The sequence below is a fragment of the Nocardioides sp. 31GB23 genome, assembly GCF_040012395.1.
Classification (GTDB): domain Bacteria; phylum Actinomycetota; class Actinomycetes; order Propionibacteriales; family Nocardioidaceae; genus Nocardioides; species Nocardioides salarius.
Genome location: NZ_JBDYKJ010000017.1, coordinates 15,518 through 31,745, shown reverse-complemented (window position 1 = coordinate 31,745; position 16,228 = coordinate 15,518). Strand labels below are relative to the sequence as shown.

Sequence of the window (16,228 nt, the reverse complement as noted above, 5' to 3'; positions counted from 1 at the left end):
ATCCACATGAACCCGCAGAGCGGACGACTCGACGGCAAGGTCGCGCTGGTCACCGGCGCAGCGGTCGGCATCGGCCTGGCCACGGCCCGCCTCTTCGCCGCCGAGGGCGCCACCGTGCTGGCCGCCGACGTGGACAAGCCCGAGCCCGGGGCCCTCCTGGTCGAGGGAGCCGAGGAGATCGAGTACGTCCACCTCGACGTCACCGACGAGCACGAGTGGGAGCGGGTGGTCGTCGACGTCGTCGCCGAGCACGGCAGGCTCGACGTGCTCGTCAACAACGCCGGTGTCATCGACTACGCCGGCATCAGCGAGGTCACGCTGGAGGACTGGAACCGGGTGCTGGGCGTCGACCAGACCGGGGTCTTCCTGGGCACCCGCACGGCGCTGGCGCCGATGCGTCGGCAGCGCTCGGGGTCGATCGTCAACCTCTCGTCGGCGTGGGGCGTGGTCGGCTCCGAGGGGGTGGCTGCCTACCAGGCGGCCAAGGGGGCCGTGCGCGGCCTGACCCGCAACACCGCCATCACCTACGCCCGTGACGGCATCAGGGCCAACACCGTCATCCCGGGCTGGATCACCACTCCGTTGACCGACCGCCAGCCCGACCAGAAGAACGCCGAGGTCATCGGGCTGACCCCGCTCGGCTTCGGCGGTGCCCCCGAGGACATCGCCTGGGGCTGCGTCTACCTCGCCAGCGACGAGTCCCGCTACGTGACCGGCAGCGAGCTGGTCATCGACGGCGGCCTGCTCGCCCGATGACCACCACCGACCCGTCCTCCACTGCCTTCCCCGAGGAGACCTCCATGACCCGCACCCTCCGCGTCGCCGCCGCCCAGTTCGAGATGCGCGCGGTCGACTCCTTCGACGCCTTCGCCGAGCAGGTCCGTGCCCTGCTCGACCGTGCCGGCGACGCCCGGCTCGTCGTGCTGCCCGAGCTGTTCACCGAGGCGCTGTTCACCCTCGACCCCGACTGGCAGCAGCACCGGATCGACCAGCTGACCCGGATCGCGGACCACACCGAGGCCTACCGCGACCTGTTCCGCGCCGAGGCGGCGGGCCGCGACCAGTGGATCCTCGCCGGCAGCCACCTGGTGGCCACCGAGCGCGGCCACGAGAACGTCGCCTTCGTGTTCGGCCCCGACGGCCAGGAGCACCGGCACTCCAAGACCCACATCTTCCCTGCGGAGGCCGAGTGGGGCACCGCCGAGGGTGACGAGCTGGCGGTCTTCGACGTCGACGGAGTCAGCGTGGGCATCGCCATCTGCTACGAGGCGGAGATCCCCGAGGTCAGCACCACCCTGACGGCCATGGGTGCCGAGGTGCTCCTGGTGCCGTCGTACACGTTCACCGAGGCCGGCTTCTGGCGGGTGCGGCACTGCGCGGCCGCCCGGGCCATCGAGGACCAGGTGTACGTCGTGCACAGCCCGACCGTCTCCCACCTCGAGTCGCCGCTCTCTCCTGGCTGGGCCCGTGCCTCGGTGCTCTCACCCTGCGACCTGGTCTTCCCCGCCGACGGGGTGCTGGTGGAGGCCCGCACCAACGTCGAGGACGTCGTGGTCCACGAGCTCGACCTCGACCTGCTGCACGAGAACCGCCGCTCCGGCGCCGCGACCACCTACACGGACCGCGGTCGCCGCAAGGACCTGTACGCCAAGTACGACCACGTCTCGCTCTGACCCGGCTCCACGCCCTCGAAAGGACTCCTGATGCCGCTCACCCTGCCTCCAGGCAAGAAGATCGCCGTCAACATCGGCTGTGACTTCGACGCCCACTCCGTGTGGATGGGCACCTTCGGCAAGACCAGCCCCAGCTACCTCTCCCGGGGAGAGTTCGGCGCCGAGGTCGGTGTCCCGCGGGTGCTCGACCTCTTCGACCGCTTCGGTGTCACAGGAACGTGGTGCACGCCGGTGCACTCGATGGAGACGTTCCCCGAGGCGTTCGCGACCATCGTGGAGGCCGACCAGGAGATCGCCGCGCACGGCTGCTACCACGAGTCCGTGCCCTCGCTGGACGAGGAGACCGAGGTCCGCCTGATGGAGCAGACCATCGAGGGTCACCTCAAGCACGTGGGCAAGCGCCCACGGGGCTACCGCTCCCCGGCCTGGGACTTCACCGAGCACACTCTCGCGCTGCTGGAGAAGACCGGCTTCGAGTGGGACTCCTCGCTCATGGGTCGTGACTTCCAGCCCTACCGTCCGCGCCCGGTGGAGGTGCGCTGGGAGGAGGGCTCCGTCCGGGGGCCCGCGAGCCCGATCCTGGAGCTGCCGGTCTCCTGGTACCTCGACGACTTCCCGGTCGGCGAGTACATCCCCGGCGTCAACCAGGGCCTCGGTTCGGCCGAGGTGATGTTCCAGCGGTTCCAGGACCACTTCGACTTCGCCTACGAGCGTGAGACGAACCCCGTGCTGGCCATCACGGTGCACCCGCAGACCATCGGCCGCGCCCACCACCTGCTCGGCATGGAGCGGCTGCTGACCCACATGGCGGGCCACGACGGTGTCTGGTTCGCCTCCCTGAGCGAGATCTACGACTGCTGGAGCGACTGAGCGCCGTCTCTCCACCACGGCAACGACGCCGTTCCTCTCGGATCCGCAACAACCATCCGCCGGCGCAGGTCGGCTCCCCAGTGAGGACACCCATGAGAATCCACCGCACCCCCTACGTCGCTGCCCTGGCCGTCGCCACCTGCCTCTCGGTCGCTGCGTGCTCCAGCGGCGTCAGCGAGACCGCTGCCAGCGGCAGCGGCGACGTCGAGATCATCGACGCGCCCGTCGACGACCCGTCCGACCTCAAGATCGCCTACTTCTCCGCCGGCAGCAGCAACTCCTACCTGCAGGCCTCCATCGACGAGGCCAACACCGTCGCCGACGAGATCGGCGCCGAGCTGGACGTCTTCGACGGCGAGTTCAACGCGCAGACCCAGTACGACCAGATGCAGCAGGCGTTGACCAGCGGCAAGTACAACGCCTTCGTGGTCGAGCCCAACGACGGCAACCTGGTCTGCGACATCCTCACCCAGGAGGCTCCCGAGAAGGACGTCCTGGTCTCCGTCTTCAACCTGCCGATCTGTGGTCGGGCGACCAATCTCGGCGAGGAGACCTACCAGCCGGGCACCGTGACCTACGTCGGTGGCCAGACCCTCGACGTCTACCAGGCCTGGGTGCAGGACGTCATCGACTCCCACCCCGAGGGCGCCAAGATCGGCCTGATCTCGGGTCCCGACCTCAACGCCAACACGATCTGCTTCTTCGATGCCGCCCAGGCGTTCGAGGACGCGGAGGGATTCGAGGTGGTGGCACAGCAGACCACCGACTACACGACCCCCAAGGCGTTCGACGCGGCCCAGACCATCGTGCAGGCCAACCCCGACATCGACATCGTGATGTCGAACTTCTCGGGCATGACCCGCGGCGTGGTGGAGGCCGTGGGCGGCAAGGACGTGGAGATCTACGACTTCGGTGGCGACGAGTGGGCGCTGTCGCAGCTGCGGTCCGGGGGGCTGGAGAGCTCGGTGATGATGCTGCCCCGCCAGGAGACGCGTGAGGCCATCGAGGCGGTCGCCGACTACGTCTCGGGCGAGGACGTGGCTGCCTTCGTCAACCTCGCCGAGTCCGACTCGCTGCCCGGTACGCCGTTCGCGACGCCCGACAACGTCGACGAGTTCACCGCGGAGTACTGAGCCCGCCCGCTGCTCGACCACCCACCGCCAGGAGAACCACATGCCACTCGCGACACGTCCCGCCCCCGAGGCGGACACGGTCCCGGCCATCGCGTGCCGAGGCGCTCGCAAGGTGTTCAGCGGCGCCGTCGCCGTGCAGGGTGCCGACCTCACCGTCCGCTCCGGGGAGGTGCACGCCCTCGTGGGCGAGAACGGAGCCGGCAAGTCCACCCTGCTCGGCATGATCAGCGGTCGGCTCGGAGTCGACGGCGGCACCGTGGAGGTGTTCGGCCGACGCCTGCGTGGCGCCGACCCGCGGGAGAGCCGCGAGCACGGCTTGGTGACCGTCTACCAGGAGCTGACCATGGTGCCGGGGCTGTCCGCGGAGGCGAACGTCTTCCTCGGGCAGACCCGCACCCGGCGCGGTCTGCTGGACCGACGCTGGATGCGTCGCCGCTACCTCGAGCTGTGCGAGGAGCTCGACGTGCACGTGCCGCCAGACGCGACGGTGCGCGCGCTCTCGGTCTCCCAGCAGCAGATGCTGGAGATCATGCGCGGTGTGCAGAGCGACGCGAGGATCGTGGTCCTCGACGAGCCGACCGCCGCCCTGGCCGAGCACGAGCGCGAGACGCTCTACCGGGTGCTGCGCACGCTGACGGCGCGGGGCACGACCATCGTGTTCGTCAGCCACAACCTCGACGAGGTGCTCGACCTCAGCGACACGATCACGGTGCTGCGCGACGGGGCCGTGGTGCGCAGCGCCGCACGCTCGGAGTGGACCCGGCCCACGCTCATCGAGCACATGGTGGGTCGGGCCGTCGACAAGCTCGCCGACCGGGGCAGCCACCCGCTGGGAGCGGAGGTCCTCCACGTCGAGGACGTGAACCTGCCGGGCGTCCTCAGCGACATCGCCATGACCGCGCGCGCCGGAGAGATCGTGGGTCTGTGGGGCTTGGTCGGTTCGGGGCGCACGACCTTCCTGCGCTCCCTGGCCGGGGCCGAGCCGGCGTCGCGCGGGGTCCTGCGCCTGCGCGGCGAGGAGCGCAGCTGGCCCGGGCGGGTCCGGCACAGCGTCGACGCGGGCGTCGTGATGGTCCCGGAGTCGCGCAAGCAGGCTCTCGTGCTGGGGATGGACGGTGCCAGCAACTACTGGCTGGGCCGCCCCGGTGGCGGACGTCCCTTCCTCGACCGAGGTGCCGAGCGCGCCGAGGCGGGCCGGACCGGCGAGTTCTTCGCCTTCGACCGCCGCCGCCTCGGCGAGCCGGTGCGCAACCTGTCCGGGGGCAACCAGCAGAAGGTGCTCCTGGCCAAGTGGGCGGGCCACCGACCTGACGTCTTCCTCATCGACGAACCCACCCGAGGCATCGACATCGGCGCCAAGGCCGAGGTGTTGACCTCGCTCGTCCGACTGGCCGAGGAGGGCGCCGCCGTGGTGGTGACGTCCTCGGAGCTCGAGGAGGTCCTCGCCATCGCGAACCGGCTCCTCGTCTTCGCCCATGGACGTGTCGTGCGCGAGATATCCGCCGACGACCCCGAGTTCACCGTCGACGCCGTGGTCCACCACGGCTTCAGCCCAGGAGAGAAGCATGAACCAGCCCACTGACCTCGCCTCGCCGCCGACCCGGGTCGCGGCACCGAGCACGGGGTCGCGCGAGCGTCCCGGGCCCGCGGCCCTCCTGCAGCGCTACGCCATGATCCTGGTCCTGGCCGGCCTGGTGGTGCTCGCCACCGTCCTCTACCCGGGGTTCGTGTCGCCGGAGAACCTGCGCGACCTGCTCCTGCAGAACACCGCGGTCGGGATCGTCGCCCTCGGCATGACCTTCGTCATCATCTCCGGCGGCTTCGACCTCTCCGTCGGAGCGACGTACGCCCTGGGAGCCACGGTGGCGGCCGGCGTCGCGATCTCGACGGGCTCACCGAGCCTGGGGCTCGCCGCCGCGCTGGGGGCCGGCCTGGTCTGTGGCGTGCTCAACGGACTGCTCGTCGCCCGGATCGGGATCAACCCGTTCGTGGCCACCCTGGGCAGTGCCTCCGTGATCTCGGGAGTGGCCTACCTCTACTCCGGCTCGGCGCCCTTCATCGTCTCCGACCCGCAGTTCAAGGTGCTCGCCCGGTCGAGCGTGGCCGGGGTTCCCACACCGATCCTGGTCCTCGCCCTCACCTTCGTCGCCGGTGGGGTGCTGCTCGCGCTGACCCGCTACGGCCGCAACATCTACGCGATCGGCGGCAACCACGAGGCGGGCTGGCTGTCGGGGCTGCGGGTCAACGACCTCACGGCCAGCGTGTACGTGCTCACCGGCGCCCTAGCGGCCTTCGCAGGCACGATCGATGCGTCACGGCTGGGCGTGGGACAGGCCGATGTCGGCGCCAACGTCGCGCTGGACGCGATCGCCATCGTGATCGTGGGAGGCACCTCGCTGCGAGGTGGCGAGGGCGCGGTGTGGCGCACCGTCGTGGGGCTGCTGATCTTCGCGACCCTGACGAACCTGTTCTACAGCCTCAACCTCTCGCAGAACTGGCAGCTGATCGCGAAGGGCACCATCGTGCTCCTCGCCGTCGGGCTGGACTCGTGGTCGCGCCGGCGCTCGTGACCCGCGCCGATCACGGCCTCCTCACGGTTCGGACTCGGGACGCACGACGCCACTGGCCATCCGGCGCCCGGCCCTAGAGTCTGGGACGGGCTCGGGCCCAGGTTCGCAGAGATCGGAGAAGACGTGCCCGCCAACGCCCGCCCGCCCGTGCCCGGAGCCGCCGTCCACGAGGTGGTGCTCGACAGGCACGGAGAGCCGGCCTCCGCCCGCGGCGTGAGCCTGGCCCAGGGCCCCGGCGCCTGGCAGGAGCTGCTGGAGCTGGCCCGCAGGGCCGGTCGGCTGCAGGGCGCGCACGAGCTGTCCTTCTACTGGCGCGACGAGTCCCGCCGGCTGGTCTTCGCCACGGTGCGCAGTGCGGGGGTCGGTGGGCGCACGTCGTTGTCCTGGGTGGAGGACAGCGAGCCTCCCTACTCCCTGACCCAACGGGAGCTGGAGGTGCTCACGCTGCTCTCCGGCGGTCTGGGCAACGCCGAGATCGCCGAGCGGCTGTGGGCCAGCGTGCGCACCGTCACCACGCACGTCGAACGGGTCCTCGGCAAGCTCCAGGTGCGCTCCCGGGCCGCCGCTGCGGTGACCGCGCTCGAGGAGAGCCTCATCCTCCTGCCGGTCACCGGCGGGCCCCACGGTTTCGACCGCCTGCTGCACGGCATCCTGAGCGACCCGGACGCGACCAGGGCCCCGGCGTCCTCCGGAGGGTTGTCGAGACGAGGGGACAGTGCATCGGCGCCCACCACGCGCAGGCGCTCGGTGCGCCGCCCGATCCTGCTCGGCAGCGCCTTCCCCGTGACCGGGGAGATCGCCGAGGACGGGGAGGAGATGATCCGAGCCAGCCAGCTGGCCATCGACCAGGTCAACCTCCGCGGCGGGATCGGTGGGCGTCCGGTCGAGCTCGTCAACGTCGACCTCGACATCAAGGACGGCGAGTCCATCCGGTCAGCCTTCTCCGAGCTCGCCGGACGCGACGTGGACGCCCTGGTGTCGGGGTACCTGGGCGACCAGGAGGTCGCGCACGAGATCGCCGCCGAGCACGGTGCGCCGTACCTGCACGCCGCGACGCTCGAGTCCATGGTGCGGCTCGTGGAGCACAACCCCGGCCGGTACGGACACATCTTCCAGATCTGCCCCAGCGACATCAACTACGGCCCGGGCTTCGTGCACGCGCTCACCGAGCTGCGGGACAGTGGCCAGCTGCCGCGTCGTTCACGCTCGCTGGCCATCGTGCGGGGGCGGTGGAAGCTCGGCGACCTCGGTATCGAGCGTGCCGTGGCGATGGCCGAGGCAGCGGGGTGGGAACTCGACTACATCGCCGACGACATCGCGTCGGCCGAGCAGTGGGCCGAGGAGGGCCGACGCGTGGCCGCCCGGGCGCCGGCGGCGGTCATGATCGGCAGCTTCTTCACCCACGAGACCATCTCGTTCGTGCGCGCCTTCCAGGCCGACCCCGCACCCACCCTGCTCTACGCCCTCTACGCCCCCTCGATCCCCAGGTTCCGGGTCGAGATGGGCCCGGCGGCGGAGGGTCTGCTGTGGGCCACCACCACCGGCACCTACTCCGACCAGGTCGCTCGACGGTTCATCGACTCCTACCGGCGCGCCTGGGCCGTGCCGCCCGGTCGTTCACACGCGGGGATCGCCTACGACCGGGTCCGGATCCTCGCCGACGCCTGGGGGGCGGCGGACTCGGCGCGGGACTTCGGCTCGGTCTCGGAGGCGCTGCGCCAGGGCGTGCACCGCGGGGTCAACGGCGCCTACAGCTTCGCCGGAGCGGGGCAGGCCGCCCTCGCCTACCCCTTGGCCACGCCGGATCCGTCCATCTCGATGGCCCACCTGGTGTTCCAGATACAGGACAACAGGCAGCGGATCGTGCATCCCGCGCCCTACACCGAGTCGGGGCTGCGGCTGCCACCCTGGTGGCCCAGCTGATCGGTGGTGCCCCCGGGTGCGACGGCGCCGGACCGGTCCTTGAGGTGGACCCCGGTGGCGCCGAGCCGGCGCGCCCCCGCCACCAGCATCGACAGGACCCGCGCGGCCGCGGGGTAGTCGAGCCCGTGCGGCGGGCGGATGTTGCTGACGCAGTTGCGCGCGGCGTCGCCGAGGCCGGGGCGGGGCTCCCAGGTCAGGTAGGCGCCGAGGCTGTCGGTGCTGGACAGGCCGGGCCGTTCACCGATCAGCACGAGCACCAGTGCGGCACCCAGGTGCGCGCCGACGTGGTCGCCGAGCGCGACCCTGGCCTGGGTCGCCACCACGGGGCTCGCGAGCACCAGGCCCGGCAGGAGGGTGACGAGCTCGCCGAGCAACGGCGTCGCGTGCCGTTCCACGGCCTCCGAGGACAACCCGTCGGCCACCACCACCGCCAGGTCGACGGCACGACCGCGCGCAGGGGCGAGGTCGCCGGACGGACGGCGGCCGAGGTCGGGACGGGCGAGGTAGGTGCGCCGGTCGGGCGCGGCGCTCCGGACGACGACCGGCTCGCCCAGGCCGAGGCCGCGCAGCTGCTCGGTGACGGACTCGACGTCCAGGGGACGGTGCACGGCGTCCCGGGCCAGGGCGTGGGCGGCGCCGAGGGACAGCAGCGCCGGGGTGTCCAGCGCGTCGCCGGTGCGGTGCAGTCCGATGCGGGCCGGCGTCGACCCGCGCAGACCGGCCCAGAAGTCGCCGCTCATCGGGCCAGCGTCCGCAGGATCGTGCCGGCCGGGTCCACGTTGCGCACGCCACCGTCCGGCGCGAGCAGCCCGACCCGGTCCAGCCACGCCTCGAACTCGGGGGCCGGGCGCTTGCCCAGGACACGGCGCACGTACAACGCGTCGTGGTGGGAGGTCGACTGGTAGCCCAGCATCACGTCGTCGGACCCGGGGACCGCGATGACGAACGAGCACCCCGCCACCCCGAGCACGGTCAGCAGGGTGTCCATGTCGTCGGCGTCGGCCTCGGCATGGTTGGTGTAGCAGACGTCCACGCCCATCGGGACCCCCAACAGCTTGCCGCAGAGGTGGTCCTCCAACCCGGCACGCAGGATCTGCTTGCCGTCGTAGAGGTACTCCGGCCCGATGAAGCCCACCACGGAGTTGACGATGAACGGGTCGAACGCGCGGGCCACGCCGTACGCGCGGCACTCCAGGCTCTGCTGGTCCACCGGGTGCCCGTCCGTCCCGAGGTGGGCGTCGGCCGACAACGCCGATCCCTGGCCGGTCTCGAAGTACATGGCCTGCTGCCCGACCGTGCCCCGTGCCGTGGAGCGCACCGCGTCGCTGGCCTGCGCCAGCAGTCCGAGGTCGACGCCGAAGCCCCTGTTCGCCCCCTCCGTGCCCGCGATCGACTGGAACACCAGGTCGACGGGCTCACCGGCCTCCAGCAGGTCGAGGGTCGTCGTCACGTGGGTGAGCACGCAGGACTGGGTCGGGATCTCGTAGCGCTGGCGCAGCTCGTCCAGCATCCGCAGCAGGCGGGTGACGGTGGCCGGGTTGTCGGAGGCGGGATTGATCCCGATGACCGCGTCGCCGGCGCCCAGCAGCAGGCCGTCCAGCACGGCGGCAGCGATCCCGGCAGCGTCGTCGGTCGGGTGGTTGGGCTGCAGGCGCGTCGACAGCCTCCCGGGGAGCCCGACGGTCGTGCGGAAGCCGGTCACCACCCTGGTCGCGGCGCCGACCGCCACCAGGTCCTGGTTGCGCATCAGCTTGGAGGTGGCCGACACCATCTCGGGGGTCAGGCCGGGGGCCAGGCGGGTGAGCCGCTGCGCACCGTCCGCCTCGACGGCCACGGCGAGCAGCCACTCGCGCAGGCCCCCCACCGTCAGGTGCGAGACGGCGGAGAACGCGGACTCGTCGTGCGACGCGAGGATCAACCGGGTCACGTCGTCGTCCTCGGGCGGGACCAGGTGCTCCTCGAGGAAACGGGTCAGCGGCACGTCTGCCAGGGCCCACCTCGCGGCGGCGCGCTCGGCGTCGCTCGCGGCGGCGCATCCTGCCAGCTCGTCGCCCGAGCGCGCCGGCGACGCCCTGCCCATCAGCTGCACCAGCCCGTCGAACTCGTAGGTGCGACCGCCGAGGCGGTGTCGGTATCGCATGAGGCCTCCTCGTTCCCGCGAGGCTAGTCGGGCTCGGGGCCCTGCCGCGTCCGTCGAACGACGTACACCGGCCGGAACGGCTCCTGCCCCCTCCTCAGGGTCTGCGCGGCGGGAGCCGGTGCAGCACCACGGCGTGCAGCGACCCGTCGGTGATGCTCGCCGTCAGGTAGGTGCAGTGCGGCTGGCGGCGCCGGTCGGTCGGTGAGCCCGGGTTGAGCAGCCGCAGGCCCCCCGGGGTCGTGGTGTCCCACGGGATGTGGCTGTGGCCGAAGACCAGCACGTCGAGGTGCGGGTAGGCCGCGTCGCAGCGCTTCTCGCGGCCCTGCTTGTCGCCGGTCTCGTGCACCACGCCCAGCCGCAGTCCCTCGATCTCGGCCTCGGCCACCAGTGGCAGCCGCTCACGCAGCACCCCGTGGTCGTTGTTGCCGTGCACGGCGACCAGGCGGCGGCTGCGCTGCTCGAGCTCGTCGAGGAGGGACACCTCGACCCAGTCGCCGGCGTGCACCACGACGTCGGCCTCCTCGACCGCTGCCCACACCTCCTCGGGGAGCGCCTTGGCGCGCCGGGGGAGGTGGGTGTCGGCGGTGATGAGCAGTCGGGTCGGCACCGCCCCAGTGTGCGCCGTGCCGGGATCGACGGTGAGGTCGTGAGGGGTGTGAGGCCGTGAGCGGAAGTTGACGGGAGCGACGCGTCAGGCGCACGCGGGCTGAAACCTGGGCTCGGGAGGCTGGCGGCACGCCGGTCACCGACTGGTCGGCGCGCACCCGTCCCGTGCTCCTCCGAGGAGAACCGCCATGACCACCCTGCAGCCCACACCCGCCGCCGCTGCACCGGCAGCCAGCCCGCCCTGCGCCCCGCCGCCACGCCGCACCCGGCGCTGGATCGACGACTGGCGCCCGGAGGAGCAGGACTTCTGGGAGGGCGGCGGCAAGCAGGTCGCCCGTCGCAACCTCGGCTGGTCGATCTTCGCCGAGCACCTGGGCTTCTCGGTGTGGCTGATCTGGAGCGTGTCCGCGGCCATGCTCGGCAGCCGCTTCGGCTACAGCCCCCAGCAGCTGTTCTTCCTGGTCGCCGCCCCCAACCTGGTCGGCGCGCTGATCCGGATCCCCTACACCTTCGCCGTCCCCCGCTTCGGCGGACGCAACTGGACCGTGGCCAGCGCGCTGCTGCTGCTGGTGCCCACCGTCCTGTTCGTGGTGGCCGTCCAGCGCACCGGCACGCCGTACTGGGTGATGGTGCTGATCGCGGCCACCGCGGGCCTGGGTGGTGGCAACTTCGCGTCCTCGATGGCCAACATCAACGCCTTCTACCCCTCCGACAAGAAGGGGGCCGCGCTCGGTCTCAACGCCGCAGGCGGCAACATCGGCGTGGCCGTCATCCAGTTCGCGCTGCCCGTCATCGTGGGGGCGGCCGGTGTGTTCGGGCTGGTGAAGGCCGCCGAGGGGGGCATCCACCTCGAGCGGGCCGGCTGGGTCTACGTCGCCCTGGCTGTGGCGGCCGCACTGGGCGCGTACTTCTACAGGGACAACCTCGGCACCGCCACCGGCTCGAGCAGGGAGAGCGCGGCGGTGCTCCGGCGCCCCCAGACGTGGGTGATGAGCTTCCTCTACATCGGCACCTTCGGCTCCTTCATCGGCTACTCCGCGGCGATGCCGCTGCTGATCAAGGTGAACTTCTCGGTGGTCGACCCGTCCACCGGTGCCGTCACCGGCGGCATCAACTTCGTGTTCTACGCCTTCCTCGGCGCACTCGTCGGCTCGTTCACCCGCCCCTTCGGCGGTTGGCTCGCCGACCGCTTCGGCGGGGCCCGGGTGACCCTGGCCGCCTTCGTGGCGATGATCGCCTCCACGTGTGCGGTGCTGTGGACGTTGAGCCAGGTGGTGGCCAACCCGGCCGGCGACCTGGCGGTGGCCGACGCGAACTCGTCGTGGTTCCCGCTCTTCCTGGCCTTCTTCCTGTGCGTCTTCGCCGCCACCGGCGTCGGCAACGGGTCTGCCTACCGGATGATCCCCACCATCTGGCGCCACCAGCACGCCGCGGGCACCGAGACGGGCACGCCCGAGCACCGCAGCGCACTGCTGCGCGCCACCAAGGAGTCCTCGGCGGCGGTCGGCATCATCGGCGCGGCCGGTGCGATCGGGGGCTTCCTGATCCCGATGATGTTCGGCGCCCCCTGGATCGCCGACCCGCTCGCGGCGGTCAAGACCGCCTTCGTGCTGTTCATCACCTACTACGTGCTCTGCGCGCTGGTGACCTGGTCGGTCTACATCCGTCCCACCGCACCGCTCGCGGCCGCCCGCGCCTGATGACCGGCACCGCGCCCCCGCCACCAGGCCCGCAGGGCACAAGGACCCACTGCCCCTACTGCTCGCTGCAGTGCGGCATGACCCTGACCGGCTCCGGCCGGGGCGGGGCGCGCCTGGAGGTGCAGCCGTGGGCGGAGTTCCCGGTCAACGAGGGGGCGCTGTGCCGCAAGGGGTGGACGGCCGGCGGGCTGAGCGGCAGCCGCGAGCGGCTGACCACCCCGCTGCTGCGGGACCGGGCCACCGGCGAGCTGCGCGCGGCCTCCTGGGACGAGGCGCTCGACCTGGTCGCCGCCCGGCTCTCGGTCCTGCGCGAGGACCACGGCGCCGACGCGATCGGGGTCTTCGGCGGTGGCGGTCTGACCAACGAGAAGGCCTACCAGCTGGGCAAGCTGGCCCGGGTCGCGATCGGGACCAGCCAGATCGACTACAACGGGCGCTGGTGCATGAGCTCGGCGGCCTCGGCCGCCACCCGCACCTTCGGCATCGACCGAGGACTGCCCTTCCCGCTCGCCGACGTCGAGCAGGCCGACGTCGTGGTCCTGGTCGGCTCGAACCTCGCCGAGACCATGCCGCCTGCCGCACGCCACCTCGACCGGCTGCGCGAGCGGGGCGGGCAGGTCGTGGTGGTCGACCCGCGGCGCACCCCGACCGCTGCGCACGCCGACGTGCTGGTGCAGCCGGTTCCCGGGGGTGACCTGGCGCTGGCGCTGGGGGTGCTGCACCTGCTGGTGGCCGGCGGCCCCGTCGACGCGGCGTACGTCGAGGAGCGCACACGGGGGTGGGACGCGGTCGCCGAGTCGGTCGCCGGCTGGTGGCCCGAGCGCGTCGAGCGGGTCAGCGGCGTCGCGGTCGCCGAGCAGCAGGCCCTGGTCGAGCTGCTCGCGGGCTCCGGTCGCGTCGTGGTGCTCACCGCCCGCGGCGCCGAGCAGCACGCCCAGGGGTCCGACACCGTGCTGGCCTGGATCAACGTCGCCCTGGCGCTGGGCATGCCGGGTCGCCCGCACGCCGGCTACGGCTGCCTGACCGGCCAGGGCAACGGGCAGGGCGGGCGCGAGCACGGCCAGAAGGCCGACCAGCTGCCCGGCTACCGGATGATCGACGACCCCGAGGCGCGCGCCCACGTGGCGCGGGTCTGGGGAGTGGACCCCGGCGCCATCCCGGGGCGCGGCCGCTCGGCGTACGAGATGCTCGACGCGCTGGGGACCCCGACCGGTCCCCGGGCGCTGCTGGTGATGGGTTCCAACATCGTGGTCTCGGCCCCCCGGGCCACCCGGGTGACCGAGCGGCTCGAGGCCCTCGACCTGCTGGTGGTCTGCGACCTGGTGCTCTCGGAGACCGCGGCGCTGGCAGACGTGGTGCTGCCGGTGACGCAGTGGGCCGAGGAGACGGGCACGATGACGAACCTCGAGGGACGGGTGGTGCTGCGCCGCCAGGCGGTGCCGGTGCCCGAGGGCGTGCGCTCCGACCTCGACGTGATGGCCGGGCTCGCTCAGCGGCTGGGCTCGCCGGTGCCGCTGTCGACCGACCCCGAGGAGGTCTTCGCCGAGCTCGGGCGGGCCTCGGCGGGTGGCGTCGCCGACTACAGCGGCATCACCTACGCCCGCATCGAGGCCGAGCACGGCGTCTTCTGGCCGTGCCCGGCGACCGAGGGCGCAGCGCACCCCGGCACACCCCGGCTCTTCTCCGAGCGCTTCGAGACGCCGGACGGCCGCGCCCGCTTCCACGCCGTCGACCACCGGGGGCCGGCCGAGCCGCCCGACGCGGACTACCCGCTGCACCTGACCACGGGGCGGGTGCTGGCCCAGTACCAGTCCGGCGCGCAGACCCGGCGGATCGCCGCGCTGCCCGACCCGGGCCCGTTCGTCGAGATGCACCCGCAGCTCGCGGCCCGGCTCGGGGTCGCCGACCGGATGCTCGTCGAGGTCGGGACCCGCCGTGGCACCCTGCGCGCCCCCGCCCGGGTCGTCGACACGATCCGGCCCGACACCGTCTTCGTGCCGTTCCACTGGCTCGGGGTCAACCGGCTGACCAACGACGCGCTCGACCCGGCCAGCCGGATGCCGGAGTTCAAGGTCTGCGCGGCCCGGGTGGGTGCCGCGTGAGCCGCGAGCGTCTCGTGGTGGTGGGCCACGGGATGGCCTGCACCCGGCTGGTCGAGCAGCTGGTCGCCGGCGCGTACGCCGGACGGGTCACCGTCCTGGGTGACGAGCCGGTGCCGGCGTACAACCGCATCCTGCTCTCGGCGGTGCTCGAGGGCACCCACGCCGCCGGGGCGATCGGGCTGCGCAGAGCGGAGTGGTACGCCGAGCACGGCATCGACCTGCGCCTGGGGACCAAGGTGCTCGCCGTCGACCGTGAGCACCGCGACGTGATGCTCGTCGACGGCACCGTGGTGCCCTTCGACCGGCTGGTGCTGGCCACCGGGTCGCTGCCCACGTTGCCCCCCGTGCGCGGGCTGGTCACGCCCGAGGGGCGGCTGCACCCGTCGGTGCACGCCTTCCGCTCGCTCGCCGACTGCGACGGGCTGGTCGACGCCGTGCCTGGCGCCCGTCGGGCGGTGGTCGTGGGCGGTGGACTGCTGGGGCTGCAGGTGGCCCGGGCGCTCTCGGTGCGCGGGGTGTCCACCGAGGTCGTCGAGGGCGCCGAGCACCTGCTCTCCCGACAGGTCGGCGCCGGAGCCGGACAGGTGCTGGCACGCAGCCTGCGCCGGCTCGGCACCACGGTCTACACCGGGGCGCGCGCCGTCCGGCTGGTCGAGCCGGCCTCGGGCGAGGGCGTCACCGGCGTGCGCCTCGACAACGGCGCCGTGCTCGACACCGACCTGGTCGTGCTCACCGCTGGCGGGCGCCCGTCGACCTCGCTGGCGCGGGCCGCGGGGCTGGCCGTGCGTCGCGGCGTCGTGGTCGACGACCACCTCACCTCCCCGACGGACCCTGCCGTGCACGCGATCGGCGACTGCGCCGAGCACCGCGGCACCACCACCGGCTTCGTCCCCCCGGCCTGGGACCAGGCCGCGGTGCTGGCACGCCGGTTGTGCGGCGAGGACGTCGCCCACGCAGGGTCGCGGGGGGTCGCCAGGCTGCGGGCCACCGGTCTCGACGTGGCGGTGCTCGGCGACCCCGTCGGGGCCGCAGGAGAGGTCGTCGAGGTCACCAACCCCGTGGTCGGCAAGCACTCGCGGCTGGTGGTGCGCGGCGGCGTCGTGGTGGCCGCCGCCCTGGTCGGCGACCTGTCGCGCGTCGGCCTGATCACCCAGCACTACGACCGCGGCACGGTGCTCGGCCCCCACGAGCCGGGCCAGCTGCTGCTGCCCGAGCGGGGTGCCGCGGCGCCCACCGCGACCGCCCTGCCCGACGACGTCGAGGTCTGCGCCTGCGCCGGTGTGAGCGCCGGCCGGCTGCGGGGCTGCGCCGACCTCCAGGAGGCGCGCGAGCAGACCCGGGCCACCACCGGCTGCGGGTCGTGCACCGCGACCTGCGCGCAGCTGGTCGGCACCACCGCGGCCGAACCGGCCTGTGAGGTCGTGCGGACAAAGTGACACGACGTCATCGACGAGGTCACCGCGGGGCAACCTCGCCGGCCCAGCCTGGTCAGGCAGTCCCGCACCACCCGA

General features: G+C 72.5%; 13 protein-coding genes. 10 read left to right on the top strand and 3 right to left on the bottom strand.

Annotated elements, in window-relative coordinates; all coding sequences use genetic code 11:
- The first annotated feature begins 6 nt into the window (after nucleotides 1-6).
- From ABKW28_RS07390 to ABKW28_RS07360, 7 genes are all read left to right on the top strand, one after another.
- A complete protein-coding gene (locus tag ABKW28_RS07390; RefSeq protein ID WP_348607790.1) occupies nucleotides 7-756 on the top strand; it encodes an SDR family oxidoreductase in 750 nt (249 codons plus the stop codon).
- A 44-nt stretch (nucleotides 757-800) separates the two neighbouring features.
- A complete protein-coding gene (locus ABKW28_RS07385) occupies nucleotides 801-1,673 on the top strand; it encodes a carbon-nitrogen hydrolase family protein (protein ID WP_348607787.1) in 873 nt (290 codons plus the stop codon).
- Nucleotides 1,674-1,703: 30 nt separating this feature from the next.
- On the top strand, nucleotides 1,704-2,543 hold the full coding sequence (locus tag ABKW28_RS07380; RefSeq protein WP_193669675.1) for a polysaccharide deacetylase: 840 nt from the start codon (nucleotides 1,704-1,706) through the stop codon (nucleotides 2,541-2,543).
- 92 nt (nucleotides 2,544-2,635) lie between these two features.
- The gene (locus ABKW28_RS07375) at nucleotides 2,636-3,676 is read left to right on the top strand and encodes a sugar ABC transporter substrate-binding protein (protein ID WP_193669674.1); all 1,041 of its coding nucleotides are present in this window, start codon (nucleotides 2,636-2,638) and stop codon (nucleotides 3,674-3,676) included.
- Between the two features lie 40 nt (nucleotides 3,677-3,716).
- A complete protein-coding gene (locus tag ABKW28_RS07370; RefSeq protein WP_227491948.1) occupies nucleotides 3,717-5,258 on the top strand; it encodes a sugar ABC transporter ATP-binding protein in 1,542 nt (513 codons plus the stop codon).
- Nucleotides 5,242-6,246, top strand: coding sequence for an ABC transporter permease (locus tag ABKW28_RS07365; RefSeq protein WP_348607784.1), 1,005 nt, complete (start codon nucleotides 5,242-5,244; stop codon nucleotides 6,244-6,246). The genes ABKW28_RS07370 and ABKW28_RS07365 overlap by 17 nt, the downstream gene beginning before the upstream one ends.
- 123 nt (nucleotides 6,247-6,369) lie before the next feature.
- A complete protein-coding gene (locus ABKW28_RS07360) occupies nucleotides 6,370-8,169 on the top strand; it encodes an ABC transporter substrate-binding protein (RefSeq protein ID WP_307822887.1) in 1,800 nt (599 codons plus the stop codon).
- Here ABKW28_RS07360 and eutC read toward each other — a convergent pair.
- The 3 genes from eutC to ABKW28_RS07345 form a co-directional block, all read right to left on the bottom strand.
- On the bottom strand, nucleotides 8,124-8,909 hold the full coding sequence (gene eutC / locus ABKW28_RS07355) for an ethanolamine ammonia-lyase subunit EutC (RefSeq protein WP_193669671.1): 786 nt from the start codon (nucleotides 8,907-8,909) through the stop codon (nucleotides 8,124-8,126). The genes ABKW28_RS07360 and eutC overlap by 46 nt on opposite strands.
- Nucleotides 8,906-10,309 carry an ethanolamine ammonia-lyase subunit EutB gene (locus ABKW28_RS07350; RefSeq protein ID WP_348607781.1) on the bottom strand — a complete coding sequence of 468 codons (1,404 nt, stop codon included), beginning with the start codon at nucleotides 10,307-10,309 and terminating at the stop codon, nucleotides 8,906-8,908. Before ABKW28_RS07350 ends, eutC begins: the two co-directional genes overlap by 4 nt.
- Nucleotides 10,310-10,403: 94 nt before the next feature.
- Entirely contained in the window at nucleotides 10,404-10,916 is a 513-nt protein-coding gene (locus tag ABKW28_RS07345) for a metallophosphoesterase (protein ID WP_348607778.1), read from the bottom strand.
- Nucleotides 10,917-11,103: 187 nt separating this feature from the next.
- Between ABKW28_RS07345 and ABKW28_RS07340 the strand changes: the two genes are divergently transcribed.
- The 3 genes from ABKW28_RS07340 to ABKW28_RS07330 are packed head-to-tail and all read left to right on the top strand — an operon-like array spanning nucleotide 11,104 to nucleotide 16,153.
- A complete protein-coding gene (locus tag ABKW28_RS07340; protein ID WP_348607775.1) occupies nucleotides 11,104-12,615 on the top strand; it encodes a nitrate/nitrite transporter in 1,512 nt (503 codons plus the stop codon).
- Entirely contained in the window at nucleotides 12,615-14,717 is a 2,103-nt protein-coding gene (locus tag ABKW28_RS07335; RefSeq protein WP_348607772.1) for a molybdopterin oxidoreductase family protein, read from the top strand. The genes ABKW28_RS07340 and ABKW28_RS07335 overlap by 1 nt, the downstream gene beginning before the upstream one ends.
- Complete coding sequence (locus ABKW28_RS07330; RefSeq protein ID WP_348607769.1) at nucleotides 14,714-16,153, top strand: FAD-dependent oxidoreductase; 1,440 nt, start codon at nucleotides 14,714-14,716, stop codon at nucleotides 16,151-16,153. The genes ABKW28_RS07335 and ABKW28_RS07330 overlap by 4 nt, the downstream gene beginning before the upstream one ends.
- Nucleotides 16,154-16,228: the final 75 nt, after the last annotated feature.